General features: G+C 66.8%; 19 protein-coding genes. 14 read left to right on the top strand and 5 right to left on the bottom strand.

Annotated features, from left to right (window positions below; translation table 11 throughout):
- Nucleotides 1–310 precede the first annotated feature (310 nt).
- The 3 genes from ACZ1I2_RS08940 to pepF all read left to right on the top strand — a co-directional run bounded on the left by ACZ1I2_RS08940 (nt 311) and on the right by pepF (nt 5,579).
- Nucleotides 311–1,924 carry a DUF6311 domain-containing protein gene (locus ACZ1I2_RS08940; protein ID WP_465174365.1) on the top strand — a complete coding sequence of 538 codons (1,614 nt, stop codon included), beginning with the start codon at nt 311–313 and terminating at the stop codon, nt 1,922–1,924.
- A gap of 34 nt (nt 1,925–1,958) precedes the next feature.
- Complete coding sequence (locus ACZ1I2_RS08935; RefSeq protein WP_465174366.1) at nt 1,959–3,593, top strand: DUF6311 domain-containing protein; 1,635 nt, start codon at nt 1,959–1,961, stop codon at nt 3,591–3,593.
- 117 nt (nt 3,594–3,710) lie between these two features.
- On the top strand, nt 3,711–5,579 hold the full coding sequence (gene pepF, locus ACZ1I2_RS08930; protein WP_465170038.1) for an oligoendopeptidase F: 1,869 nt from the start codon (nt 3,711–3,713) through the stop codon (nt 5,577–5,579).
- Between the two features lie 8 nt (nt 5,580–5,587).
- Here the strand turns inward: pepF and ACZ1I2_RS08925 are convergent, their stop codons facing one another.
- Together ACZ1I2_RS08925 and ACZ1I2_RS08920 are read right to left on the bottom strand one after the other, a co-directional pair.
- Nucleotides 5,588–6,550: a bifunctional helix-turn-helix transcriptional regulator/GNAT family N-acetyltransferase gene (locus ACZ1I2_RS08925; protein WP_465174367.1), complete on the bottom strand. Its 963-nt coding sequence runs from the start codon at nt 6,548–6,550 to the stop codon at nt 5,588–5,590.
- A gap of 200 nt (nt 6,551–6,750) precedes the next feature.
- On the bottom strand, nt 6,751–7,737 hold the full coding sequence (locus tag ACZ1I2_RS08920; protein WP_465181655.1) for a mannose-1-phosphate guanylyltransferase: 987 nt from the start codon (nt 7,735–7,737) through the stop codon (nt 6,751–6,753).
- Nucleotides 7,738–8,025: 288 nt separating this feature from the next.
- On the opposite strand from ACZ1I2_RS08920, the gene prsK reads away from it, so the two are divergent.
- The 4 genes from prsK (at nt 8,026) to ACZ1I2_RS08900 (ending at nt 13,402) form a co-directional block, all read left to right on the top strand.
- Nucleotides 8,026–10,086, top strand: coding sequence for an XrtA/PEP-CTERM system histidine kinase PrsK (prsK, locus tag ACZ1I2_RS08915; RefSeq protein ID WP_465170041.1), 2,061 nt, complete (start codon nt 8,026–8,028; stop codon nt 10,084–10,086).
- Entirely contained in the window at nt 10,083–11,447 is a 1,365-nt protein-coding gene (gene prsR, locus ACZ1I2_RS08910; protein WP_465174368.1) for a PEP-CTERM-box response regulator transcription factor, read from the top strand. The genes prsK and prsR overlap by 4 nt, the downstream gene beginning before the upstream one ends.
- 57 nt (nt 11,448–11,504) lie before the next feature.
- Nucleotides 11,505–12,317 carry an ATP-binding protein gene (locus ACZ1I2_RS08905; protein ID WP_465170043.1) on the top strand — a complete coding sequence of 271 codons (813 nt, stop codon included), beginning with the start codon at nt 11,505–11,507 and terminating at the stop codon, nt 12,315–12,317.
- 104 nt (nt 12,318–12,421) lie between these two features.
- Complete coding sequence (locus tag ACZ1I2_RS08900; RefSeq protein WP_465174369.1) at nt 12,422–13,402, top strand: sensor histidine kinase; 981 nt, start codon at nt 12,422–12,424, stop codon at nt 13,400–13,402.
- A 28-nt stretch (nt 13,403–13,430) separates the two neighbouring features.
- On the opposite strand, the gene ACZ1I2_RS08895 is transcribed toward ACZ1I2_RS08900, so the two are convergent.
- The gene (locus ACZ1I2_RS08895) at nt 13,431–15,212 is read right to left on the bottom strand and encodes an ABC-F family ATP-binding cassette domain-containing protein (protein ID WP_465170045.1); all 1,782 of its coding nucleotides are present in this window, start codon (nt 15,210–15,212) and stop codon (nt 13,431–13,433) included.
- A gap of 252 nt (nt 15,213–15,464) precedes the next feature.
- Between ACZ1I2_RS08895 and ACZ1I2_RS08890 the strand changes: the two genes are divergently transcribed.
- The 3 genes from ACZ1I2_RS08890 (at nt 15,465) to ACZ1I2_RS08880 (ending at nt 17,924) form a co-directional block, all read left to right on the top strand.
- Nucleotides 15,465–15,770, top strand: coding sequence for a PepSY domain-containing protein (locus tag ACZ1I2_RS08890; protein WP_465170046.1), 306 nt, complete (start codon nt 15,465–15,467; stop codon nt 15,768–15,770).
- A 34-nt stretch (nt 15,771–15,804) separates the two neighbouring features.
- The gene (locus ACZ1I2_RS08885) at nt 15,805–16,470 is read left to right on the top strand and encodes a response regulator transcription factor (protein ID WP_332720422.1); all 666 of its coding nucleotides are present in this window, start codon (nt 15,805–15,807) and stop codon (nt 16,468–16,470) included.
- Nucleotides 16,471–16,616: 146 nt separating this feature from the next.
- Entirely contained in the window at nt 16,617–17,924 is a 1,308-nt protein-coding gene (locus ACZ1I2_RS08880) for a sensor histidine kinase (RefSeq protein WP_465177165.1), read from the top strand.
- Nucleotides 17,925–17,950: 26 nt separating this feature from the next.
- On the opposite strand, the gene ACZ1I2_RS08875 is transcribed toward ACZ1I2_RS08880, so the two are convergent.
- Entirely contained in the window at nt 17,951–18,949 is a 999-nt protein-coding gene (locus ACZ1I2_RS08875; protein ID WP_465174370.1) for an LLM class flavin-dependent oxidoreductase, read from the bottom strand.
- Nucleotides 18,950–19,112: 163 nt separating this feature from the next.
- On the opposite strand from ACZ1I2_RS08875, the gene ACZ1I2_RS08870 reads away from it, so the two are divergent.
- The 4 genes from ACZ1I2_RS08870 to glpX all read left to right on the top strand — a co-directional run bounded on the left by ACZ1I2_RS08870 (nt 19,113) and on the right by glpX (nt 22,440).
- Nucleotides 19,113–19,775 (top strand): pyrimidine 5'-nucleotidase, encoded by a 663-nt coding sequence (locus ACZ1I2_RS08870; RefSeq protein WP_465170048.1) that lies wholly within the window; start codon nt 19,113–19,115, stop codon nt 19,773–19,775.
- A complete protein-coding gene (gene dapD / locus ACZ1I2_RS08865; RefSeq protein WP_465170049.1) occupies nt 19,775–20,599 on the top strand; it encodes a 2,3,4,5-tetrahydropyridine-2,6-dicarboxylate N-succinyltransferase in 825 nt (274 codons plus the stop codon). The genes ACZ1I2_RS08870 and dapD overlap by 1 nt, the downstream gene beginning before the upstream one ends.
- On the top strand, nt 20,596–21,363 hold the full coding sequence (locus ACZ1I2_RS08860; RefSeq protein WP_465174371.1) for a glutaminyl-peptide cyclotransferase: 768 nt from the start codon (nt 20,596–20,598) through the stop codon (nt 21,361–21,363). The genes dapD and ACZ1I2_RS08860 overlap by 4 nt, the downstream gene beginning before the upstream one ends.
- A gap of 111 nt (nt 21,364–21,474) precedes the next feature.
- A complete protein-coding gene (glpX, locus tag ACZ1I2_RS08855) occupies nt 21,475–22,440 on the top strand; it encodes a class II fructose-bisphosphatase (RefSeq protein ID WP_465170051.1) in 966 nt (321 codons plus the stop codon).
- A 30-nt stretch (nt 22,441–22,470) separates the two neighbouring features.
- Here the strand turns inward: glpX and ACZ1I2_RS08850 are convergent, their stop codons facing one another.
- The gene (locus ACZ1I2_RS08850; protein ID WP_465170052.1) at nt 22,471–22,893 is read right to left on the bottom strand and encodes a lysozyme inhibitor LprI family protein; all 423 of its coding nucleotides are present in this window, start codon (nt 22,891–22,893) and stop codon (nt 22,471–22,473) included.
- Nucleotides 22,894–22,912 lie beyond the last annotated feature (19 nt).

Raw genomic sequence — 22,912 nt, 5'->3', positions numbered from 1 at the left:
TCGAAGGGCCCGCGCCGGAATTCCAGAACTGCCCGGCCGACTGGCTGGAAATAAGCAAAGGGCCGGAGGGAAACCTCCGGCCCTTTTCTTTTTCATTCCTCCCCTGGGAACCAGGGGAGGGGGACCATTTGCACCTTCTGCAAATGGTGGAGGGGCTTGGAGCGCGGGACAGAGGTTCCCGCGCTCCAAGCCCCTCCACCACGCGCTGAAGAAGCGCGCGGTCCCCCTCCCCGAGCAAGCTCGGGGAGGAACGGAGGGGAGGAACAGGGGCCATGGATTTTCAGCCTCTACTCCGCCATGACCCTCGCCGATGCGCCGCCTGTTCACCTGGATCCTGCCCTGGCTCACCCTGAGCATCGCCGCGTTCTTCAGCTGGCAGAATCCGGCCGTCCTCAACCCGACGCGCATCGCCTGGCTGCTCGACGGCAATGATCACGGACAGGCCGCGATCGGCATGGCCGCCTATCTGCGCGCGCCGCCGCCATGGCCGTCGCTCCATTCCAACCTGCTGATGGCGCCCGACGGCATTCCGCTCTCGCTGACCGACGGCAACCCCCTGCTCGGCCTGGTGCTGCGGCCCTTCGCATCGATGCTGCCGGCCGGCATCCAATATGTCGGCTGGTGGCTGTTCGTCTGCATCCTGCTCCACACCGCCTTCGCCGCGGCGCTGGTCCGCCGTTTTATGCCGAGCCCGCTAGCGACATGGATCGGCGCGGCGCTGCTGACCCTGATGCCGGTGCTCCTCGCGCGCTTCGGGCATGTGAATCTGTGCGCGCAGTGGCTGATCCTGTGGGCGCTGTGGATCTATGTCGATGCCGCGCGATCGGAGCGCCCGGTCTGGTGGGTGGCGGTCATCACCGCCGCGATCCTGATCCACCCCTATATCCTGGTGATGGTCGCGGCGATCTGGGCCAGCGCGATGCTCCGCCAGTTCCTCGCCGCGCGCGACGGCAAGGCGCGGGTCGCGATGATCGGGGATGTCGCGATCGTCGTCGCGCCGCTGCTGATCATTCCCATCCTGCTCGGCACGGTGAGCGAGCCGACCCTGACGGTCGGCGGCTATGGCGGTTTCTCGATGGCGCTGGATGCGCTGTGGAATCCGAACGACCGGGCATATTCCGCGCTGCTCCCCGCCCGCGCGCTCGATCCGGGCCAGGCGCTCGAGGGCATGAACTATCCCGGTCTCGGCCTGCTCGCGCTGATCGTCATGGCGATCTTCCAGGGGTTGCGCCACCGCGCCGACATCCGCGACGACATGCTTTTCCGCCGCCTCGCCTGGCTGCTGCCCGCCTTTGCCGTGCTGACCCTCGTCGCCATCGCGCCGCATCTCATCTGGCGCGGCGCGGTGATCGCCAGCCTGCCGATGCCCGACTGGGTCGGCAAGATGCTCGATCCGATCCGCGCGTCGGGCCGGATGTTCTGGCCGGTGCTCTATACGCTTGCCTTCGCGGCGATCGTGGTGGTGGGGCGGATGCGCTTCGGCACCTGGCTGCTGGCGGCGGCGCTGTTGCTCCAGATCGTCGACCTGCAGCCCTTGCTCCGGTCCGCGCGGGAGAGCGGCGGTTGGGCGGAACTGGCCAGCCCGTATCACCGCACGCTCGATCCGCGCTGGGACAAGGTGATCGCCGACGCCGACATGATCCAGTTCGAGCCGCCCGAAATGTACCGCGACCTGGCGCTGATGGAGGAAGTCACCTGGCGGGCGATCCTCGCCGGCAAGCCGGTGCGGTTCTTCTATGCCTCGCGCGAGACGGTTGCCGTGCGGCGCCGGCTGAACGCCGACAGCGCGGCCTTCGTCATCGGCCAGACCGACCCGCGCCGGCTCTATGTGCTGCTCGACGGCAAGGCCCCGCCGATCCTCGCCGGCCGGGTGCGAAAGCTCGACGGCGTCTCGATCATTCCAGCGGCGACACGCCCGCGTTAACCCTATGGTCGCGCAAATTCGGCAGAAGCGGGTCATGACCGCCGCGCTTCCCCGCTTCCTGGCTCTTTCGGCCATCGTCGCCTGCGCCTTCCTGGCGTGGATCAACCCGGCGACGCTCGACATCACCAATGTCGGCTGGGTGCTCGGCGGACAGGATTGGGGGCCCAATGCGCTGGGCCTGGCGGCCTATCTTCGGGCGGGCGACTGGCCCGGCACCGGCACGCCATTGGTGCTGTCGCCCGAGGGAATCCATCTGCTGATGATGGACAGCAATCCCCTGCTCGGACTGTTGCTGAAACCGCTGGCGCCTTTCCTGCCGGCAAGCGTGCAATTCATCGGCTGGTGGCTGCTGATCAGCCTGGCGCTGCATGTACGCTTCGCCTGGCTATTGCTGCGCGACCGGGCGCCCGATTTCGGGAGTGCCTGGATGGGCACGGCGCTGATGACCCTGCTGCCAACGCTCTACAATCGCTCGGTCCATTCGAACCTGTGTTCCCACTGGCTGATCCTGTGGGCGCTATGGATTTTCCTCGACCGCGACCGGTCGCGGCGCTGGGGACACTGGCTTGCGGTGATCGGCGTGGCCGGGCTGGTGCACAGCTATCTGTTGCTGCTGGTCGGTACGATCTGGGGTAGCGCCATGCTGCGCGAGATCGGGAGCGGCACCGCGCGTGATCGCCGTCGCGCGGCGGGGCTGGTCGGCGTTGTCGGGCTCGGCGTGGCCGGGCTCGCACTACTCCACGGCCTGGCCGATCCGCCGCTGTCCACCGGCACCTTCGGCGCCTTCCCGATGGCGCTGGATGCGCTGATCAATCCGGCCAATCCAGGCTACAGCCTGTTCTGGCCGTCGACCGCGAATGACGAGGGCCGCGGCTTCGAAGGCTATCAGTATCTCGGGGCCGGGCTGATCCTGCTGGTCGCGGTCGCGCTGGTCGGTGCGGTGCGAGGGCCGGCGCAGTCTCCCACTTCTGCGACGCGCGTTCCGATGGACGATCTGCGCTGGCTCGCGCCCGCCTATGTCGTGCTGACCCTGCTCGCGATCGGCAATGTCGTGCTGTTTCGCGGCGAGCGCATCCTGTTCGTGCCCCTGCCCCAGACGGTGGTCGACGTGCTCGACATCGTCCGCGCCTCGGGGCGGTTGTTCTGGCCGGTCGCCTATACGCTGATCTACGTCGCGATCCTGATCGTCTACCGGCTCGAACGACGGACCCTGGTGCTGGCGGCGGCGCTCGTGCTGCAGGTCGCCGACATGACGCCGATGCTCGCCGCGTTGCGCGGCCTCACCGCCCGGGCAGGCCAGCCCGGTACCTATGAACTCACGCGTGATCCGCGCTGGGATGCGGTGATCGCTAGCGCCTCGGCGATCGAGATGCAGCCGCCCGATCCGTTCCGCAACCTCAAGCTGATCGAAGAGATCGGCTGGCGGGCGATGCGCGCCTGCCGCCCGATGCGCCACATGTATGTGTCGCGCGTGCCCAGGTCTGCACAACAGCGGATCGACGCCGACCGCCGCGCCTTCCTTGCCGGCAGGCTGGATCCGACGCGCCTCTACATTCTCTATCAAGGCGAAAATGCCCCCGCGGCGCTCGCGGCGCGCGTGCGGGTGCTGGACGGGATCGCCTTCATTCCGCCGGCACGGCGCGCACCGCCGCCCACCCTGTGCCGTTGAGCCGGTTGAGCAGGTCGTTCGCAGCAGACCTGCCCTGGTTTATCGACCCACCCCCTTTCCAACAGCCGATAAGGGGGACAAAGTCGTTGCGATCGATACTTTGGGGATCCCCGTCACATGACCAGTCTTTCGCGCCGCGAGGCCCTCGCCGCCGCCGCCCTGACCACGCTCGCCGTTGCCATGCCCGCCTGGGCGCAGGACGCCAGCACCGCCGGCGCCGTCGCCGCCTGGGACCTGAGCGAGCTCTATCCCAATGACGCCGCCTGGGACGCCGCGCGCAAAGACGTGCTGGCGAAGATTCCCGGCCTGCTCACGTTCAAGGGCACGCTCGGCACCAGCGCCGACGCGCTCGCCGCGGCGCTGGTCGCCCAGTCGGATCTCGGTCGTGTCGCCAGCCGGGTCTATACCTATATCAGCCTGAAGGCCGACGAAGATCTTCGCCTTGCCCCCGCCCAGGAAAAGCAGGCCCAGGCGAACGACATGTTCACGGCGTTCGGCGAGGCGACGTCCTGGATCGCGCCCGAGCTGCTCGCGGTCGGGAAGGCGAAGATCGACGGTTTCGTCGCCGCCAATGACGTGCTGAAGAAACGCTTCGACTTCTACCTCGCCGATATCCTGCGCCAGGAAGAACATACCCTGTCGCCCGAAGGCGAGAATCTGCTTGCCGGCACCTCCTCGCCCTTCTCCGGCGCGCGCGACACGCGCGAGCAGCTGGTCGCGTCGGACATCCCCTGGCCGACCGTCACCCTGTCGACCGGCAAGCAGGTGCGGCTCGACGACCAGAATTATACGCTCACCCGCGACGCGCCCAACCGCGCCGACCGCAAGCTGGTATTCGACACGTTCTGGGCCGAATATGGTAGATTTCAGAGCTCGCTCGGCACCGCCTATCTCAGCCACGTCAAGGCCGACATCTTCCGCAAGAAAGCGCGCAAATACCCGACGTCGCTGGCAATGTACCTGTCCGGCAACAACGTGCCCGAAGCAGTGTACCGCTCGCTCGTCGCCGAGACGAACAACGGCCTGCCCCAGCTCCACCGCTATTTCGAGCTGCGCCGCCGGATGCTCAAGCTGCCCGACATGGCCTATTACGACATCTATCCGCCGCTGGTTCAGCTCGACAAGAAGGTGACCCTGGCGGAGATGCGCGCCACCACGATCGAGGCGGTCAAGCCGCTCGGTCCGGAATATGGCGCGCTGTTCGCGAAGGCGACCGCGGCGAAGTGGATGGATCCGCTCCCTCGTCCCGGCAAGAAAGCCGGCGCCTATATGAACCCCGGCGCATCCTACGACGTGCACCCCTATCTGCTGCTCAATCTCGGCGAGAATTACGACGGGATGACGACCTATGCCCATGAATGGGGGCATGCGATGCACTCGCTGCTGTCCAACAGGAACCAGGTCTACGAAAAGACGGATTATCCGATCTTCCTCGCCGAGATCGCGTCGACCTGCAACGAGCAGCTGCTCGCCGCCTATATGGTCAAGCAGGCCAAAACGAAGGAAGAGAAGCTCTTCTATCTCGGCCAGCAGCTCGAGGCGATGCGCGGCACTTTTTACCGCCAGGCGATGTTCGCCGAGTTCGAGCTGGCGGTGCACGACAAGGCCGAGGCGGGCGAAGGCCTGTCGGGCGAGAAGTTCACCGCGATCTATCTCGACCTGCTGAAGCGCTATCATGGCCCCAAGGTCGCGATCGACCCGGCTTACGCGTCGGAATGGGCCTATATCCCCCATTTCTACACCAGCTTCTACGTGTACCAATATGCGACCTGCATCTCGGCCGCGTCCTATTTCGCTCGCTCGATCCTGAAGGGCGGCGCGAAGGAGCGGGACAATTATCTGAGCGTGCTGAAGGCCGGCGGATCGGACTATCCGGTCGACATCCTGAAGCGCGCCGGCCTCGATATGGCGAGCCCCGCGCCGTACCAGGCAGTGGTCGCGACGTTCAGGGACACGCTCGACCAGGCCGAAGCCCTGATGGGGTGAGCCTGCGGCTACCGGCCGGTGTCGGCCGGCCGGTAGCGCATGGCCACGTCGCACCGCGCATAGCGCGCGCCGAAATCGCGCATGATGTCGGGATCGTGCACGAAGCCCAGCTTCTCGTAGAGATGGATCGCCGCCTCGCTCTTGCGGTTGCTGAGCAGGTAGAGCGTCTCCGCACCCATGTCCGCGGCGCGCGCGATGACGGCACGGAGCAGGAATTCCCCGGCCTTGCGCCCGCGCGCCGAGGCCAGCACGCCCATCTTGGTCAGCTCGAACCGCCCCGGCCCGGTCTTTTGCAGCGCGCAGGTGCCGACAATGCCCAGCCCCTCCGCCGCGACGAACAGGATGTCGCCGCCCGGATCGATGATCCGCGCGCGCGGATTCTCCAGCACGTCGCGGTCGGTCTGCTCGAGCCGGTACATCGTCTCGATCCACTCGGCGTTGATGTCATGGAAATGGCGCGCCAGCGCATCGTCATAGCGCAGGATCGTCAGCCCGAGATCGGCGGCGCGCCGATCGAGCGGCTTCTCGTCGAGCGCGCGCTCGATCGCCGAGATCTGACCGAGCAACGGTCCGGACAAGGGCTCGCACATCGCGGCGACCGCCATGTCGATCCGTGGCCAGACTTCGCGCTTCGACACTTCCATCGCCGCTTTGCCCGCATCGCTCAGGGACAATGATTTCTGCCGCTGGTCCCGCCCATCCCGCGTCACCTCGACCAGGCCGAGCTCGATCAGCCGGGCCATGTTGCGCGTCACCCCGGGCTGGCTGATGCCGAGCGTCTCGGCGATCTGGCCGACCGTCACGCTGCCTTCGCGTTCGATAAGGGCGAGCAACGGATATTGGCTGGGCTGGATCGGCAGACCGGCCTCAGCCGCGACTTTCTGCACATCTGCCTGCATCCGTTCCGCCAGCCGCTTCAGCCGGGTTCCGAGGAAAAGATGCCCGAGTTCAGCAACGATATCGCCAGCCATGGGCTACTCCCTACACATCACATAACGCATTATATAACACGGTATTGATATGCAAGTGGCACGCGAACAGACGATTTTTGTCACACGGCCAATATGACCTCCCCCAACAAACAACTGATATACATCGACAATGTCTGAGGATTTCTGACAGAAGCCCTCATGGGGGTGTGACAAAAGTCTCCAACAGGCCGTGCGCCCGCTTATCCTTTCATCGCCTCGATCAGCTTCTTCACTTCCTGGCTGCGTCCGCGCGGGAGGATCAGCACATCGTTGCCGCTGGCGACGACGATGAGATCCTCCACCCCGACGATCGCGATGCGCACGCCGTCGCTGCGCACCAGGCAATTGGCGGTGTCGATCGCGATCACCTCGCCATGATGCACATTGCCCGAATCGTCACCCTGGCTGATCTCGTGCAGCGCATCCCAGCTGCCGACATCGCTCCAGCCCATGCTGACCGGCACCACGGCGACCCGCTCCGCCTTTTCCATCACCGCATAGTCGATCGAATCCGCCGGCGACGCGGCAAAGGCATCTGCGTCGGGATAGATGCGGCGGTCCTCGGTGCGCGCATCCGCCATGGCCCGCTGGCAGGCGAGCAGCATGTCGGGCGCATAGGCCGCCAGCGCCCCCAGATAAATGTCGGCGCGGAACAGGAAGATGCCGCCATTCCAGGCATGGTCGCCCGCCGCCAGCATCGCCTCGGCCTTGTCGCGCGGCGGCTTCTCGACGAAGGTCGCGACGCGGTGGACGCCGCCGGAAATCTCCTCGCCGACATGGATCCAGCCATAGCCGGTCTCGGGGGTGTGCGGATCGATCCCGAAGGTAACCAGCCATCCTTCCGCCACCAGCGGCATCGCGGCGTGGATCGCGGCATGGAACGCCGGCACGTCAGTGATGACATGGTCGGACGGCATCACCAGCAACGGGTCCGCACCCCCGCCGGCCGCCAACGCCGCGAGCGCAATCGCCGGCGCGGTGTTGCGCCCCATCGGCTCGAGGATCAGGGCCTGCGCCGCCGCCTCGACCGCGGCGAGCTGTTCCTCGACCATGTCGGCATGCCGTGCATTGGCGACCACGATCGGTGCCGCGAACCGCTCCCCGCAGGCGCGACGCGCGGTCAGCTGGAGCATCGTGTCTTCCGCTGTCAGCGACAGCATCTGCTTGGGCCGTTCGGGTGTCGACATCGGCCATAAGCGCGTGCCCGACCCGCCCGACAGGATGACAGGGATGATCGGCTTGGAAAGCGGCATTCGCGAATCTCCTGTAGACACCCCCCTCTAGAGCCGGAGGCGCCGCATAGAAACTGCCCTGGATCAATCCGGGTCCAAGCCATGGCAACTTCGTTACGATCAGCGAATAAAACCGCGCGACCGGCCGGTGTTTGTCAATTTCGGCGACGCTGCGCGTCGCGTGTCGGATTTGTTTACACTTTCATGCGCACAAGGCTCGACGATGATGATCGGGCTGATTCGATGCCGGTGACGGCCATCCTGTGGAGCCACGCGCTCGCCGCCCTGCTGTTCGCGGGCGTGGCGCTCACGCGCCTGCGCGATGCCGGAACGGCCCTGCCCCGCCTGACCTTCGTGGTCGCGCTCGGGGTCACCGCGCTCTGGGCGCTGGCCGTGGCCGGGATCGGACCGTTCGATCTGGTGACGCGCATCGCCGAAGGCGCGCGCGATATCGCCTGGCTCGGCTTCATGTTCGCGCTGGTCCGCCGGAACGGCACGGGTCCCGCCGAACGCGCGGTCGCGACCATCTACGGCGTGGTGGCGATATTGCTGGTCGTGGGGACCGGCCTCGCGGTCGCCGACGAGACGATCGGGCGGGGCTCGGTGCTGGCGCTCGCCACGGTGCGCACGCTGTTCGGCACCATGGCCGCGATCAGCGCGCTGGTGCTGGTCAATCACCTCTATTCGGCCGTCGCGCCGCGAGCGCGCGGCGGCATCTCGCTCGTGGTGATCGCGCTGGCGGGCATGTGGAGCATGGACCTGCTGCTCCATGCGACCGTCTATCTCACCGGCCAGACGCCGAGCGCGCTGATCGTCGGCCGCGGGGTGGTCATGGTGCTGGCCGCGCCGGCCTTCGCGATCGCCGTGCACCGCAATGGCGACTGGACGTTGCACCTGTCGCGGACGGTCGCTTGGCAGACGCTGACCTTCGCCATCACCCTGTTCTACGCGCTGGCCATGCTTGCTGCGACCAGCGCGATCGCGGCCCTTGGCGGCGACAATGCGCGGATGCTCCAGACCGCCTTCGTCTTCGGGTCGACCGCCGCGGTGCTCACCATCCTGTCCACGCCCTGGGTCCGTGCCTGGACCAAGGTGAAGGTCGCGAAGCACCTGTTCCGGCACCGCTATGATTATCGCGCCGAATGGATCCGCTTCACCGATACGCTGGGCAAGCCCGGCGAAGGCGCAGCGCCGCTCGACGAGCGAATCGTCAAGGCAGTGGCGGACCTCACCGATTCGCCCGCCGGGGTGCTGCTCGTCCCCGAAGGGCCGGGCCTCGGCATCGGCATGGACTGGAACTGGGCACGCGACGACCTGCCACCAGCGGGCGGCGACGAAGCGCTCGCGACCTATCTCGCCACGACCGGGCGGATCATCGAGCTCGACATGGTGCGCGCCGATGCCGGCGAGCCGGGCGAACTCGCCAGCGTGCCCCTGTGGATGATGGACGCGAGCGCCGCCTGGGCGCTGGTGCCGCTGGTCCATCTGGACCGGCTGCAGGGCGCGATCCTGCTCGCGCGGCCGCCGGTCGACCGCTCGCTCGACTGGGAGGATTTCGATCTGCTGCGCATCGCCGGCCGCCAGGTGGCGAGCTACCTCGCCGAGGCGCGGGCGCAGGAAGCATTGTCCGACGCGCAACGCTTCGACGAGTTCAACCGCCGCTTCGCCTTCATCATGCACGACATCAAGAATCTGGTGAGCCAGCTGACCCTGACCGCGCGCAATGCGGAGCGCCATGCCGACAACCCCGCGTTCCGCGCCGACATGGTCGCGACGCTGCAGGAATCCGCCGGCCGCATGAACGATCTGCTCGCCCGTCTGTCGCAGCATCATGCCGGCCGTGCCGAGGAACCGCGCGCGGTCGAAGTGATGCCGCTGGTCGAGCGGGTCGCGACCCGGCGGCGCAGCCAGCACCCCATCGCCACCATATCGCGCGGCCCGGCGGTGGCACGCGCCGACCCGGCCCGGCTCGAGCAATTGCTCGGCCATCTCGTCCAGAACGCGATCGAAGCGAGCGACCCGACGGAACCCGTGACGATCGCGGTCACGGCAAAGGATTCAAGAGTGGAGATCGACGTGATCGACAAGGGCTGCGGCATGTCGCCTGCCTTCCTGCGCGAAAAGCTGTTCAAACCCTTCGTCTCGTCGAAGCCGGGCGGCTTCGGCATTGGCGCCTATGAGGCGCGCCAGCTCGTCGAGGCGATGGGCGGCACGATCGACGTGACGAGCCGCACGGGCGAAGGATCGCGTTTCCGCGTCACCCTGCCCGCCGCGCGCGAGATGATGATCGGGAAAGCGGCATGAACGGCAACGGCGCGCCCAAACCGAAGCTGCTGATCGTCGAGGACGATCTCGGCCTGCAGCGCCAGCTGCGCTGGGCTTATGAGGATTATGAGGTGATCGTCGCAAGCGACCGTGCCTCAGCGCTCGACGCGATGCGCGCCGAGGAACCGGTGGTCGTCACGCTCGATCTCGGCCTGCCGCCCGACCCCGACGGCGTGACCGAAGGCTTCGCCACGCTGGAGGCGATCCTCGCGCTCAAGCCCGATACCAAGGTGATCGTCGCCTCCGGGCACGGCGCCCGTGACAGCGCGCTCAAGGCCATCGGCGACGGCGCCTGGGATTTCTACGCCAAGCCGATCGATATCGACGCGCTCGGGCTGATCGTCACGCGCGCCTTCCATGTCCATGCGCTGGAAGCGGAGAACCGCCGCCTCGCCGAGCGTCAGGAAGGCGAGACGACCCTGGGCGGCATGATCTCCGCCGCGCCCGAGATGCTGAAAGTGACGCGCACCATCGAACGGGTCGCCCGCGCCGATGTCTCGGTGATGCTGCTCGGCGCCAGCGGTACCGGCAAGGAGCTGCTGGCGCGCGGTCTGCACGATTCCAGCCACCGCGCGAAGGGCGCTTTCGTCGCGATCAATTGCGCGGCGATCCCCGAGACGTTGCTGGAAAGCGAGTTGTTCGGGCATGAAAAGGGCGCTTTCACCGGCGCGGTGAAGACGACCGAGGGCAAGATCGAGCAGGCCAATGGCGGCACGCTGTTCCTCGACGAGATCGGCGACGTGCCGCTGCCGCTTCAGGTCAAGCTGCTGCGCTTCCTGCAGGAGCGCGTGATCGAGCGGATCGGCGGACGCAAGGCGATCCCGGTCGACACCCGCATCGTCTGCGCGACGCATCAGGATATCGACACGATGGTCGCCGAGGGCCGTTTCCGCGAGGACCTCTATTACCGCCTCGCCGAGATCGTGGTGCGCATCCCGTCGCTCGCCGAGCGCACCGGCGATGCCGGGTTGCTCGCGCGGCATTTCCTCAAGAAATACGCCAAGGCAATGAACAGCGCGGTCACCGGGCTTGCACCGGACGCGCGCTCGGCGATCGACGCCTGGGGCTGGCCCGGCAATGTCCGCGAACTGGAGAACCGCATGAAGCGCGCGGTGATCATGGCTGAGGGCAAGCTGATCACCGCCGCCGATCTCGACCTTGCCGAGGGCGCGGACGACATGCCGCTCAACCTCAGGGCCGCGCGTGAAACCGCCGATCGCAAGGCGATCCGCCACGCCCTGACGCGTGCCGAGGGCAATATCTCGAATACCGCCAAGCTGCTCGGGGTGAGCCGTCCGACATTGTACGACCTGCTGAAAAGCTATGACCTCCACGCCTGAGCCGCCGCCCCGGCAAAAGCTGTTGCCTGGAAAGCGCGTGGTTGTAACAGGCCGGGAATGACCGATCCGCTCCTCCGCATCGCCGACGCGCTCGATCGGCTGTCGCCACCCGCACCGCCGGCGGCCGATCCGCTCACCCACCCGGCCTATATCTGGCGCGGCGACACGCTGACCGCGGCGCGCGACTTTGCCGGCCTGCCGCTCGACCAGCTCCAGAACATCGATCTCCAGAAGACCGCGCTGGTCGACAATCTCGATCGCCTGGCAAAGGGCGCCGCGGCGCACGACGCGCTGTTGTGGGGCGCGCGCGGCACCGGCAAGTCGGCGCTGGTCAAGAGCGTGGTCGCCCATGTCCAGGCGACGGGCGGCAATCTCGCGCTGATCGAGGTGGTGACGACCCGGCTCGATACCCTTCCCGCGCTCTTTGCCGCGATTGCGCCGCTTCCGCGCTCCTTCGTCCTGTTCATCGACGATCTCGGCTTCGATGCGGCCGGCGATGCCCGTGCGCTGCGCTCGATGCTTCAGGGCGGCGCAGAGGCCCGGCCCGCCAATGCGCGGCTGATCGTCACCTCGAACCGCCGCCACCTCATCCCGCGCGACATCGCCGAGCAGGAAAGCGCGATCAACCCGCGCGACTCGGTCGACGATCAGCTCGCCCTGGCCGACCGGTTCGGGCTCAGCCTGGGCTTCCATGCGATCGATCAGGACGGTTATCTCGCGATCGTCCGGGGCTATGCCGATGCCTATGGCCTGCCGTTCGATCCGGTCGAGGCGGTCGGCTGGGCAACGCGGCGCGGCAGCCGCTCCGGGCGGGTGGCCTGGCACTACATCACTGATCTGGCCGGACGAAATGGAAGATCTCTCAGATAGTCATTGATTTGGTTCAACTTTGTCGGAACCCGCCTTGACTCGGCACCCCCTGCGGGCTGACTGAACCCATGTCCCGCATCGGCGCCGTTGATCTATGTGAACGATTGTCGCCGGCGATACCCGTCTGGGTCACGCAGGTCGGCGTCACCTTGCTGATCGTGCTCGCTGCCCGGATCGTCCGGCTGATGTTCGACATGGTCGCGGGCGGTGCGGCGCCCTTCGCGCTGATCTATCCGGCAATCATGCTCGCCACCCTGTTCGCCCGCGCCTTTGCCGGCGCGCTGACCGCGACGATCATGATCGTCTATATCTGGTATTTCCTCTACCCGATCGAGCGCTCGTTCAGATTCGTCAACAGCGCGGGCGCTTTCTCGGTCGGCATCGTGATCGTCACCGCGATCATGACCATCGTCATCGCCGAGCTGTTCCGCCGTACCGCCCGTCACGCGACGCAGGACCGCGACCGCGAGATCGCCGATCGCGACCTGTTCCTCGCCGAGGTCGACCATCGGATGAAGAATAATTTCGCGATCGTCGCCGGCTTGCTCGACCTGCAGAAGCGCCGGGCGGCAGAGCCCGCGACCGCGGCGGCGCTGGAAACCGCGCAGATGCGCGTCGACAGCATCGCCCGCGCCCACCGCCACCTGTATCGCGGCACCGGCCAGCCGGGCACCGTCGAGATCAGCGATTACCTGACCGATCTCTGCGGCGCGCTCTCGGAATCACTGTTCCTCCAGGGCGGCATCACCCTGGCGTGCGACAGCGACCAGGCCGCCGTGCCGCGCGACCGCGCCGTCTCGATCGGGCTGGTCGTCAACGAACTCGTCACCAACGCGGCCAAGCATGCCTTTCCCGGGCGCGATCTCGGCACGATCACCGTCGGCCTGCGCAACCGCCCCGAAGGCGGCTGGTGCCTCACCGTCACCGACGATGGCGTCGGCATGCCGAAACATGCCGCCCGGTCCGAAAAGGGCGGCGGCCTGGGCGCCCGCCTGGTCGCCGCCTTCGCCCGCCAGGCCGGCGGCACATTGCGCACCGAGAGCGACGATAGCGGGACGCGGGTAGTGATGGAGCTGGAAGCCTGAGCGCCGAAGCGCGGGAAGCAACCGACGCTCAGCCCAGCCCCTCGGCCATTTCCGCCAGCTCGAGCCAGCGCATCTCGGCCGCGTCCTTTTCCTCCCGCGCCTTGTCGATCGCCTTCATCAGCCGGTCGAACGCGCTCGGATCCCTTGTGTAGAGATCGGGATCGGCCAGTGCTTCCACATCGCGCGCGATGGCCTTGTCCAATTCCTCAATCCGCTTGGGCAGCAAATCGTAATCGCGCTGGTCCTTGTAGGTCAGCTTCACCTTGGGCGCCGGCGGCGCGGTCGGCTCGGCCTTGCGCGGATTGGGGCGCTTGCCGCCCGAGGCGCGCAGCTTGCGGCGCTTTTCCCAATCCTCATAACCGCCGGCGACGACATCGACCGTACCCGACCCGTCGAGCCCGAGCGTGATCGTCACGGTGCGATCGAGAAAGTCGCGGTCATGGCTGACGATCAGGACGGTGCCGTCATAATCGCCGATCACTTCCTGCAGCAGGTCGAGCGTCTCCAGGTCGAGATCGTTGGTCGGCTCGTCAAGCACGAGCAGGTTCGACGGCCGTGCGAACTCGCGCGCCAGCAACAGGCGCGAGCGCTCGCCGCCCGAGAGCGTGCCGATCATCGCATCGACCAGCCCGGGCTCGAACAGGAACTCCTTGAGATAGCCGATGATGTGCTTCTTCACGCCCTGGACCTCGATCCAGTCGCCGCCGTCGGCCAGCACTTCGCGCACCGTCTTGTCGGGCGCCATCAGGCTGCGCTGCTGGTCGATGACGATCGCGTCGAGCGTCTTGGCGAAGCGGATATGCCCCTCGTCCGGCGCGATCTCACCCGTCAGCAGCTTGAGCAGGGTCGATTTGCCCGCGCCGTTCGCGCCGACGATACCGATCCGGTCGCCACGCGTGACGCGCAGGGTCAGGTCCCGGATGATCGTGCGGTCGCCGAAGCTCTTGGACACGCCCTTCACGTCGATCACGACCTTGGACCGCGCATCATCCGTGCCGATCGTCAGGTTCGCGGTGCCCGGTGGCCCCATCATCGACGCACGCTCGGCGCGCATGTCCTTCAGCTTGGCGAGCCGCCCCTGGTTGCGCTTGCGCCGGCCCGTAACCCCGCGCAGCAGCCAGTGCTCCTCTATCTTCAGCTTGGCGTCGAGCCGCTCGGCATTGCGCTGCTCTTCGGCAAAGACGGTCTCGGTCCACGCCTCGAACCCGCCAAAGCCGATCTCGGCGCGTCGCACCGTGCCGCGGTCGAGCCACAGGGTCTGTTTGGTCAGCCGGGTCAGGAAGGTGCGGTCATGGCTGATCACGATGAAGGCGCCGCGGAAGCGCGACAGCCAGTCCTCGAGCCAGTCGATCGCGACGATGTCGAGATGGTTGGTCGGTTCGTCGAGCAGCAGCACATCGGGGTCCTGCGCCAGCGCGCGCACGATCGCCGCCCGGCGCCGCTCGCCGCCCGAGGCGCTGGCGGCTTCGCGTGTCAGGTCGATGCCGAGCTGGTCGGCGATCGCCTCCGCTTCGTGCCGCTCCGGGGCGTCATCGCCCGACAGCACATAATCGCTGAGCGTGGCGAAATTGCGCAGGTCCGGCTCCTGCTCGAGCAGGATCACGCGCGTACCCGGCACGATCGTCCGCCGGCCCTCGTCCGCTTCGATCTTGCCTGCGATCAGCTTGAGCAGGGTCGTCTTGCCCGCGCCGTTGCGCCCGATCAGCGCGAGCCGGTCGCGCGGCTGGACGTGGATGTCGAGGCCGCGGAACAGCCACCCCGATCCCTGGATGATGCCGAGATTTTCATATGCGAGGATTGGGGCTGCCATGGCTTTGACTCAAACTGCCGTTCGTCCCGAGTAGCCTTCGAGCCTGTCGAGAAGGCATATCGAGGGACAAGTGCCTCGATACGAGCCCTCGACAAGCTCGGTCTCTACTCGACACGAACGGTTGGGATTTGAAGGCAGCGCTACTCAGCCTTCGGTCTCTGCGCAAGTTGCCCCGAGCGCTGCACTCGCATGACCGGTAGCTGACGCTTGCATTCACAGGCTGTTCAAGCCCGGCTCCCTATGCGAGACGCAATGAAGATGCTCGTACCGCTTGCGTTATCCGCCTTTGCTGCGCTTGGCCCGGTTTCCGCCCCTGCGGAACCCGTCCAGCGGCGCGACCAGCAGGAAGCGTTCGATCAGCTGCGCCAGGGCCGCATCATGCCGCTGCGCGAGATCGAGGCGCGTGTGCTGCCGCGCATGGCCGGCTCGCAATATCTTGGTGTCGAGCTGGACAGCAGCACCAGTATTTACACGCTGAAGTTCGTGCGTAAGGGAACGGTCATCTGGGTGTATGTCGATGCCCGTTCGGGCAAAGTCATCGGCCAGGACGGTAATTGAACGCCACCAAGGCGTCGTCTGAAGGGATAAACCTATGCGCGTTCTGATCGTCGAGGATGAGCCCAGCCTGGGCCAGCAGTTGAAGAACACGCTGGAAGGCGCGGGCTATGCCATCGATCTCGCCACCGACGGCGAGGAAGGCCATTTCCTCGGCTCCACCGAGAATTACGACGCGATCGTGCTCGACCTCGGCCTGCCCGAGATCGACGGCCTGACCGTGCTCGACCGCTGGCGCAAGGAAGGCCGCACCGCGCCCGTGCTGGTGCTGACGGCGCGCGACAGCTGGTCGGACAAGGTCGCCGGGCTCGATGCCGGTGCCGACGACTATGTCGCCAAGCCCTTCCAGTCCGAGGAGCTGATCGCCCGCCTGCGCGCGCTGATCCGCCGCGCCTCGGGCAATGCCTCGTCGGAGCTGATGGCGGGCGACGTCCGGCTCGACACCCGGTCGGGCAAGGTCACCTTGGCCGGCGAGCCGGTGAAGCTGACCGCGCAGGAGTATAAGCTGCTCAGCTATCTGCTCCACCACAAGGGCAAGGTGGTCAGCCGTACCGAGCTGATCGAGCATATCTACGACCAGGATTTCGATCGCGATTCGAACACCATCGAAGTGTTCGTCACGCGCATCCGCAAGAAGCTGGGCCAGGACGTGATCACCACCATCCGGGGGCTGGGCTACAGCCTCGAGGACCCGGATGCCTGATCGAACGCCCGTGACGTCCGGTGGCTGACGGCGAGGCTGCGCTGGCGGCCGACACCCCGGTCACGACGGCGAAACCGGTCGAGGAACAGCGTCCGGCCCCGACCGTCTACCCGAAGCAGAAGACCACCGGCTCGCTCAGCCGCCGGATGATCTTCATCGCAGCGGGCTGGATCGTCCTGCTACTCACCGGCGGCGGCTTTGCGCTCGACCGGGTGCTGGCCACGGCGGTCACGCGCAATTTCGACGACCAGCTCGAATATGTGCTGACCGCGCTGATCGTCTCGTCGGAGATCGGGCCGGATGGCGAGGTGGTGTTCAACCGCGAACCCGCCGACCAGCGATTCCTCGAACCCTATTCGGGCCTGTACTGGCAGGTCAGCGCCAAGGGCCGCGAACCCTTCTCCTCGCGCTCGCTGTGGGATCGGCGGATGGCGTTCGGCAGCAATCACAGCGACATGGCGGTCCACGCCTATGACAGCCCGCAATTCGGCGACGAGAAGCTGCGCATCCTCGAACGCGACGTGAAGCTGCCGGGATCGCCAATCCGCTGGCGATTCCAGGTGGCGCAGAGCCGCGACGGGCTCGACGCGCAGATCAGCGTGCTGCGCAGGACCCTGATCCGCAGCTTCCTGCTGCTGGCGCTCGGCCTGATCGTGATGGCCGCGCTGCAGACCTTTTACGGCCTGTGGCCGCTACGCCGGGTGCGCGAGGAGATCGCCCGGATGCGCGCCGGCAAGTCGCGCCAGGTCGAACGCGCCATGCCCAACGAGGTCGCGCCCCTGGTCGAGGAACTGAACGCGCTGATCGAGCATAACGAGAAACAGGCCGAGGAAGCGCGGCGCCACGCCGGCAACCTCGCCCATGCGCTCAAGACCCCGCTGACCGTCATCATGAATGCCGCGACCGCGCAGGCCGACGATCTCGGCGAGACGGTGGTGCGCGAGGCGCGGACGATGCGGCGCCAGGTCGACCATCACCTCGCCCGTGCCCGCGCCGTCGGCCGTCGCGGCTCGGCGCACAGCCGTGCGGACGTGTGGCCAAGCCTCGAATCGGTCGAGCGCGCGGTCGCCCGGCTCTACCGCCATGTCCGGATCGACGTGACCGGGCCGAAGACCCTGCAAGTCCATGTCGAGCGCCAGGATCTCGACGAGATGCTCGGCAATCTGATCGAGAATGCCGCCAAATATGGCGGCGGCAGCGTGTTCGTCACCGTCGGCGCCCAGGCGGGCTTCGTCGAATTCCTGATCGAGGACGACGGCGTCGGCATTCCCGAGGAAGAGCGCATCCGCATCTTCGATCGCGGCGTGCGGCTCGATACCGGCAAGCCGGGGACCGGCCTGGGCCTCGCGATCGTGCGCGACGTGGCGGAGATTTACGAAGGCACGGTCAGCCTCGAGGAGAGCGAGGATCTGGGCGGCCTGCTGGTCAGGCTGAGACTGCCGGCGGCCAACTAGATTCCTCCCCGTTCCGGGGAGGAGCCTTACGCCGCCACCTTCAGCTCCCGCATCACCTCGGCGGTGATCGTCAGGCTGCGCTTGCGCGCCTCATGATCGTAGATCGAGCTCGCGATCATCAGCTCGTCCACGCCGGTGCGCTCCACGAACGCGGCGATCCCGCGCGTGACGGTCGTCGGGCTCCCCACCGCGGAACATTGCAGCACATGATCGAGGATCCGCTCGCCCTGCGGCCCGAGCGTCGCGCGATATCCCGGGACCGGCGGCTTCAGCTTGCCGGGGTTGCCGGTGCGCAGCGCGACGAACGCCTGTTGCTGCGAGCTCGACAGCAGCTCGGCCTCTTCGTCGGTATCGGCGGCGAACACGTTGAACCCCGCCATCAGATGCGGCTTCGCCAGCACCTTCGAGGGGCGGAAATCCCGGCGATAGATGGCGATCGCCTGATCCAGCGCATCCGGCGCGAAATGCGAGGCGAAGGCATAGGGCAGGCCCAGCATCGCCGCAAGTTGCGCGCCGAAGGTGCTCGATCCCAATATCCACAAGGCGACATCAGCGCCCGCGCCTGGCGTCGCGCGGATGCCGGTCTGGCCGTCATCGGCGAAATAGCTCTGCAGCTCGACCACATCGCGCGGAAACGCATTCGGATCGCTGTCGAGCGTGCGCCGCAGCGCGCGCGCGACGATCTGGTCCGATCCCGGCGCGCGGCCGAGCCCGAGGTCGATCCGGCCGGGGAACAGCGCGTCGAGCGTGCCGAACTGCTCGGCGATCACCAACGGTGCATGATTGGGCAGCATGATGCCCCCGGCGCCGACCCGGATGCTCTCGGTCGCCGCCGCGACATGCGCGATCACCACGGCGGTCGCCGCGCTGGCAATGCCGGTCATGCCGTGATGCTCGGCAACCCAATAACGGCTGAAGCCAAGGCCTTCGGCGTGCCGGGCGAGATCGGCAGCATTGGCGAGGGATCGGGAAACGCTGCCGCCTTCAGTGACGGGAACGAGATCGAGCAGGGAATAAGCTGTCATGGGCAGAAGATGGGGACGGAATGCGGCCGGAGGAAGCCCCGATCGGCGCGCCGCGGCATCCAAAGATTTCAGCGGTGCAAGGATTCCTTGCCCTGGGGGTGAATGCGACCGTCCCTCGCACCCACCTTGCCCATGGCGCGGTGCACGCCTAGAGCCCGGCACCATGCTTGCGCGTCTCGACCCCATCCGCAACTGGATTTTCGATCTCGACAACACGCTCTATCCAGCGAGCGCGCGGTTGTTCGACCAGATCGACCGCAAGATGGGCGCCTATATCGCGGATCGTTTCGGCTGCGACCTGGCCGAGGCCCGCCGCATCCAGAAAGGCTATTTTCACGGCCATGGCACCACACTGGCCGGGCTGATGGCCGATCATGGCGTCGATCCGCACCAGTTCCTCGATTTCGTCCATGATATCGAGATGGACGTGCTGGAGGAGAATCTGCCGCTCGCCGCCGCGATCGCCAGGCTGCCGGGGCGCAAGATCGTCTTCACCAATGCCGATACGCCCTATGCCGGCCGCGTGCTCGACCGGCTCGGCCTCGGCGCGAGCTTCGAGGCGGTGCATGACATCCATGCGATGGACCTGAAGCCCAAGCCGCAGGAATCGGCCTATGCCGGCCTGTGCGCGGCATTCGGGATCGACCCTGCCGAAAGCCTGTTCGTGGAGGACATGGCGCGCAACCTGAAGCCGGCCAAGGCGATCGGCATGACGACGGTGTGGGTCGACAACGGCTCCGAGCAGACGGTCGACATGGACCGCAGCTATATCGATTTCACCACACACGATATCCGGCACTGGCTGGAAGACATATTGGGGGCATGATGAGCGACTTGCAGGGCACGATCGAAGCGGCATGGGACGCGCGCGACGGGATCGGCACCGGCACCACCGGCGCGGTGCGTGACGCGGTCGAGACCGCACTCGGCATGCTCGATTCGGGCGCGGCGCGGGTCGCGGAACCCGATGGCACGGGCGGATGGCGCGTCAACCAGTGGCTGAAAAAGGCCGTGCTCCTGTCCTTTCGCCTCAACGACAATGCGCTGATCGATGGCGGCGCGGCCGGCGCGCCGGCATTCGACAAGGTCCCCTCCAAATTCGCCGGCTGGGGCGAGGCCGAATTCCGCGCCGCCGGCATCCGCGTGGTTCCCGGCGCCGTTGCCCGCCGCGGTTCCTTCATCGCCAGGGGGGCGATCCTGATGCCGAGCTTCGTCAATATCGGCGCCCATGTCGGCGAAGGCACGATGGTCGATGCCTGGGCCACCGTCGGCAGCTGCGCGCAGATCGGCAAGAACGTCCATCTCTCGGGCGGTGCCGGCATCGGCGGCGTGCTCGAACCGCTCCAGGCCGATCCGGTGATCATCGGCGACGGCGCCTTTATCGGCGCGCGCGCGGAAGTCGCCGAGGGCGTGCGTGTCGGCGAGGGCGCGGTGTTGTCGATGGGCGTCTATCTCGGCGCCTCGACCAAGATCGTCGACCGGGCGACCGGCGAAATCTTCCGCGGCGAAGTGCCGCCCTATGCGGTGGTCGTGCCCGGCAGCATCGGCGGCGGAGACGGCAAGCCCGCGCTCTACTGCGCCGTGATCGTCAAGCGGGTCGACGAGCAGACGCGCTCCAAGACCAGCATCAACGAGCTGTTGCGGGATTGATCCGCAAGCTCGCCTGTCTGTTGCTGTTGCTGGCGGCCGCTCCTGCGCCGCAAGCGGCCGTGCGGCCGGTGCCGATCGATCCGGCGCAGGTGGTCCGCACATTGCCGCATGATCCGGCCGCCTTTACCGAGGGCCTCTTCTATATGCGCGGCCATCTGTACGAAAGCACGGGGCAGGTCGGCCAGTCGTCGATCCGCAAGGTCGATCTCGTCACCGGCAAGGTTCTGAACAGCGTTTCGGTGCCGCCGCCCTATTTCGGCGAGGGCATCACCGCGGTGGGCGACCAGATCGTCAGCCTGACCTGGCAGCATCATCTCGGCTTTCGCTGGACGCTCGACGGCTTCCGCAAAAAGGGCCAGTTCAGCTATCGCGGCGAAGGATGGGCGCTGACCAGAGACGGCGAGGCCGTCATCATGTCGGACGGCACCGCGCAGCTGCGCTTCCTCGATCCCGCCACGATGAAGGAGCGCCGCCGCGTGACCGTCACCGCGAACGGCCGGCCGATCGATCAGCTCAACGAGCTGGAATATGTCGATGGCGAGATTCTCGCCAATATATGGCGCACGCAATATATCGCGCGGATCGATCCGGCTGACGGGCACGTCGTCGGCTGGATCGACCTGCAGGCACTGATCGACACGGTTGGGGCGACCGATCCCGACGCGGTACCCAATGGCATCGCCTGGGACGAAAAGGGGCGGCATTTGTACGTCACGGGCAAGCAATGGCCCGTCCTGTTCGAGATCAGGCCCCCAAAAGGATAATCCGTGCGCCCTGCCGCACGGAGAAGTGAAATAAAGCGGCAGCTTGCGTCTCGACAACGTCACGAGCCCCTCCTATCCCCCCGCCCGACACCTGAGGGGAATCCACGCCATATGACCACCGCCAGCAAGGTCCTTGACCGCGTTCTCGTGCTCGAAATGGTCCGCGTGACCGAAGCAGCGGCGATCGCCGCCTCCAAACTCGTCGGTCGCGGCGACGAGAAGGCAGCCGACGCCGCCGCCGTCGAGGCGATGCGCGAGGCGCTGAACGAGCTGTACATGGACGGCACCGTGGTGATCGGCGAGGGTGAGCGCGACGAGGCCCCGATGCTGTTCATCGGCGAAAAGGTCGGCTCCGCCATCGGCAAGGGCCCGAAGATCGACATCGCCCTCGATCCGCTGGAAGGCACCACGATCTGCGCCACCGCCGGCCCCAACTCGCTCGCTGTGCTGGCCATCGCCGAACAGGGCGGCCTGCTCAACGCGCCCGACGTCTATATGGACAAGATCGCGGTCGGCCCGGGCTATCCCGACGGCATCATCGATCTCGACAAGAGCCCGACCGAAAACGTGAAGGCGGTTGCCGCGGCCAAGGGCGTCGAGCCCGGTGACATCATCGCCTGCGTGCTCGATCGTCCGCGCCACCAGGCGCTGATCGCCGAGCTGCGCGCGCTGGGGTGCGGCATCATGCTGATCGGCGACGGCGATGTCGCCGGGGTGATCGCGACGACCAATCCCGACACGACGATCGACATCTATCTCGGCTCGGGCGGCGCGCCCGAAGGGGTGCTCGCCGCCGCGGCGCTGCGCTGCGTCGGGGGCCAGTTCAAGGGCCGGCTGCTGTTCCGCAACGACGACGAGCGCGCCCGCGCCCATAAATGGGGCGTGACCGATCTCGACAAGCAGTATGACCTGACCGAACTGGCCAAGGGGGATTGCATCTTCGCCGCGACCGGCGTGACCGACGGCTCGCTTCTGGCAGGCGTGAAGCGCAAGGCCGGCGTGATGACCACCGAGAGCGTGGTGATGCGCGCCAGCTCCGGCACGGTGCGCTGGGTCAAGGGCGAGCACCGCATCTGACCGCGCGGTCACCGGGCGGCGCCCGCGCCGTCAGGGCTCGATTGTCATGATCCGGCGATAGGTCTCCAGCTGAAGCGCGCGGTCGCGCGTCAGGCTGGTGACTTCGGCTGCCTGCATCGGAACATACATCGTCCCCTGCCGCGTGGCGTGGATCGCGCCGATGGTGCCCCGCTCCGAGTCGCGAAAGGCAAGCCACAGGCGCTGCGACCGTCTGAGCTGCTGCCCGGCTCCGGCAGGCAGGCTGCGGAGCAACGCGGCATAGGCCAGGTTCATCCGCTGGTCATAGGCACGCAATGCGCTCACCTCGCAGTCGGTCTGGCCTGCCGTGGAGGCGTTGGCGGCATCGTCCAGACATCTGGCGAGCGCTGCCGCGGTCGGATCCCCCGGCGCTGCCACGGCCGACGCGCCGAACAGCAAGGCGGCCAGTACCGCACCCTGAGTGATCAACCCCATGCGCCCATCCTTTCACTGC

This window comes from Sphingomonas sp. BL-S-29, from assembly GCF_055521495.1.
This window is presented reverse-complemented; position numbering and strand designations above follow the sequence as displayed.

Coding starts and splice junctions, on each gene's coding strand:
- ACZ1I2_RS08895 (WP_465170045.1), bottom strand. CDS start 15,212: ATGGCAGCCCCAATCCTCGCATATGAAAATCTCGGCATCATCCAGGGA.
- dapD (WP_465170049.1), top strand. CDS start 19,775: ATGAGCGACTTGCAGGGCACGATCGAAGCGGCATGGGACGCGCGCGAC.
- ACZ1I2_RS08850 (WP_465170052.1), bottom strand. CDS start 22,893: ATGGGGTTGATCACTCAGGGTGCGGTACTGGCCGCCTTGCTGTTCGGC.
- ACZ1I2_RS08905 (WP_465170043.1), top strand. CDS start 11,505: ATGACCGATCCGCTCCTCCGCATCGCCGACGCGCTCGATCGGCTGTCG.
- ACZ1I2_RS08890 (WP_465170046.1), top strand. CDS start 15,465: ATGAAGATGCTCGTACCGCTTGCGTTATCCGCCTTTGCTGCGCTTGGC.
- ACZ1I2_RS08885 (WP_332720422.1), top strand. CDS start 15,805: ATGCGCGTTCTGATCGTCGAGGATGAGCCCAGCCTGGGCCAGCAGTTG.
- ACZ1I2_RS08880 (WP_465177165.1), top strand. CDS start 16,617: ATGATCTTCATCGCAGCGGGCTGGATCGTCCTGCTACTCACCGGCGGC.
- prsR (WP_465174368.1), top strand. CDS start 10,083: ATGAACGGCAACGGCGCGCCCAAACCGAAGCTGCTGATCGTCGAGGAC.
- pepF (WP_465170038.1), top strand. CDS start 3,711: ATGACCAGTCTTTCGCGCCGCGAGGCCCTCGCCGCCGCCGCCCTGACC.
- ACZ1I2_RS08940 (WP_465174365.1), top strand. CDS start 311: ATGCGCCGCCTGTTCACCTGGATCCTGCCCTGGCTCACCCTGAGCATC.
- ACZ1I2_RS08870 (WP_465170048.1), top strand. CDS start 19,113: ATGCTTGCGCGTCTCGACCCCATCCGCAACTGGATTTTCGATCTCGAC.
- glpX (WP_465170051.1), top strand. CDS start 21,475: ATGACCACCGCCAGCAAGGTCCTTGACCGCGTTCTCGTGCTCGAAATG.
- ACZ1I2_RS08925 (WP_465174367.1), bottom strand. CDS start 6,550: ATGGCTGGCGATATCGTTGCTGAACTCGGGCATCTTTTCCTCGGAACC.
- ACZ1I2_RS08920 (WP_465181655.1), bottom strand. CDS start 7,737: ATGTCGACACCCGAACGGCCCAAGCAGATGCTGTCGCTGACAGCGGAA.
- ACZ1I2_RS08875 (WP_465174370.1), bottom strand. CDS start 18,949: ATGACAGCTTATTCCCTGCTCGATCTCGTTCCCGTCACTGAAGGCGGC.
- ACZ1I2_RS08935 (WP_465174366.1), top strand. CDS start 1,959: ATGACCGCCGCGCTTCCCCGCTTCCTGGCTCTTTCGGCCATCGTCGCC.
- prsK (WP_465170041.1), top strand. CDS start 8,026: ATGCCGGTGACGGCCATCCTGTGGAGCCACGCGCTCGCCGCCCTGCTG.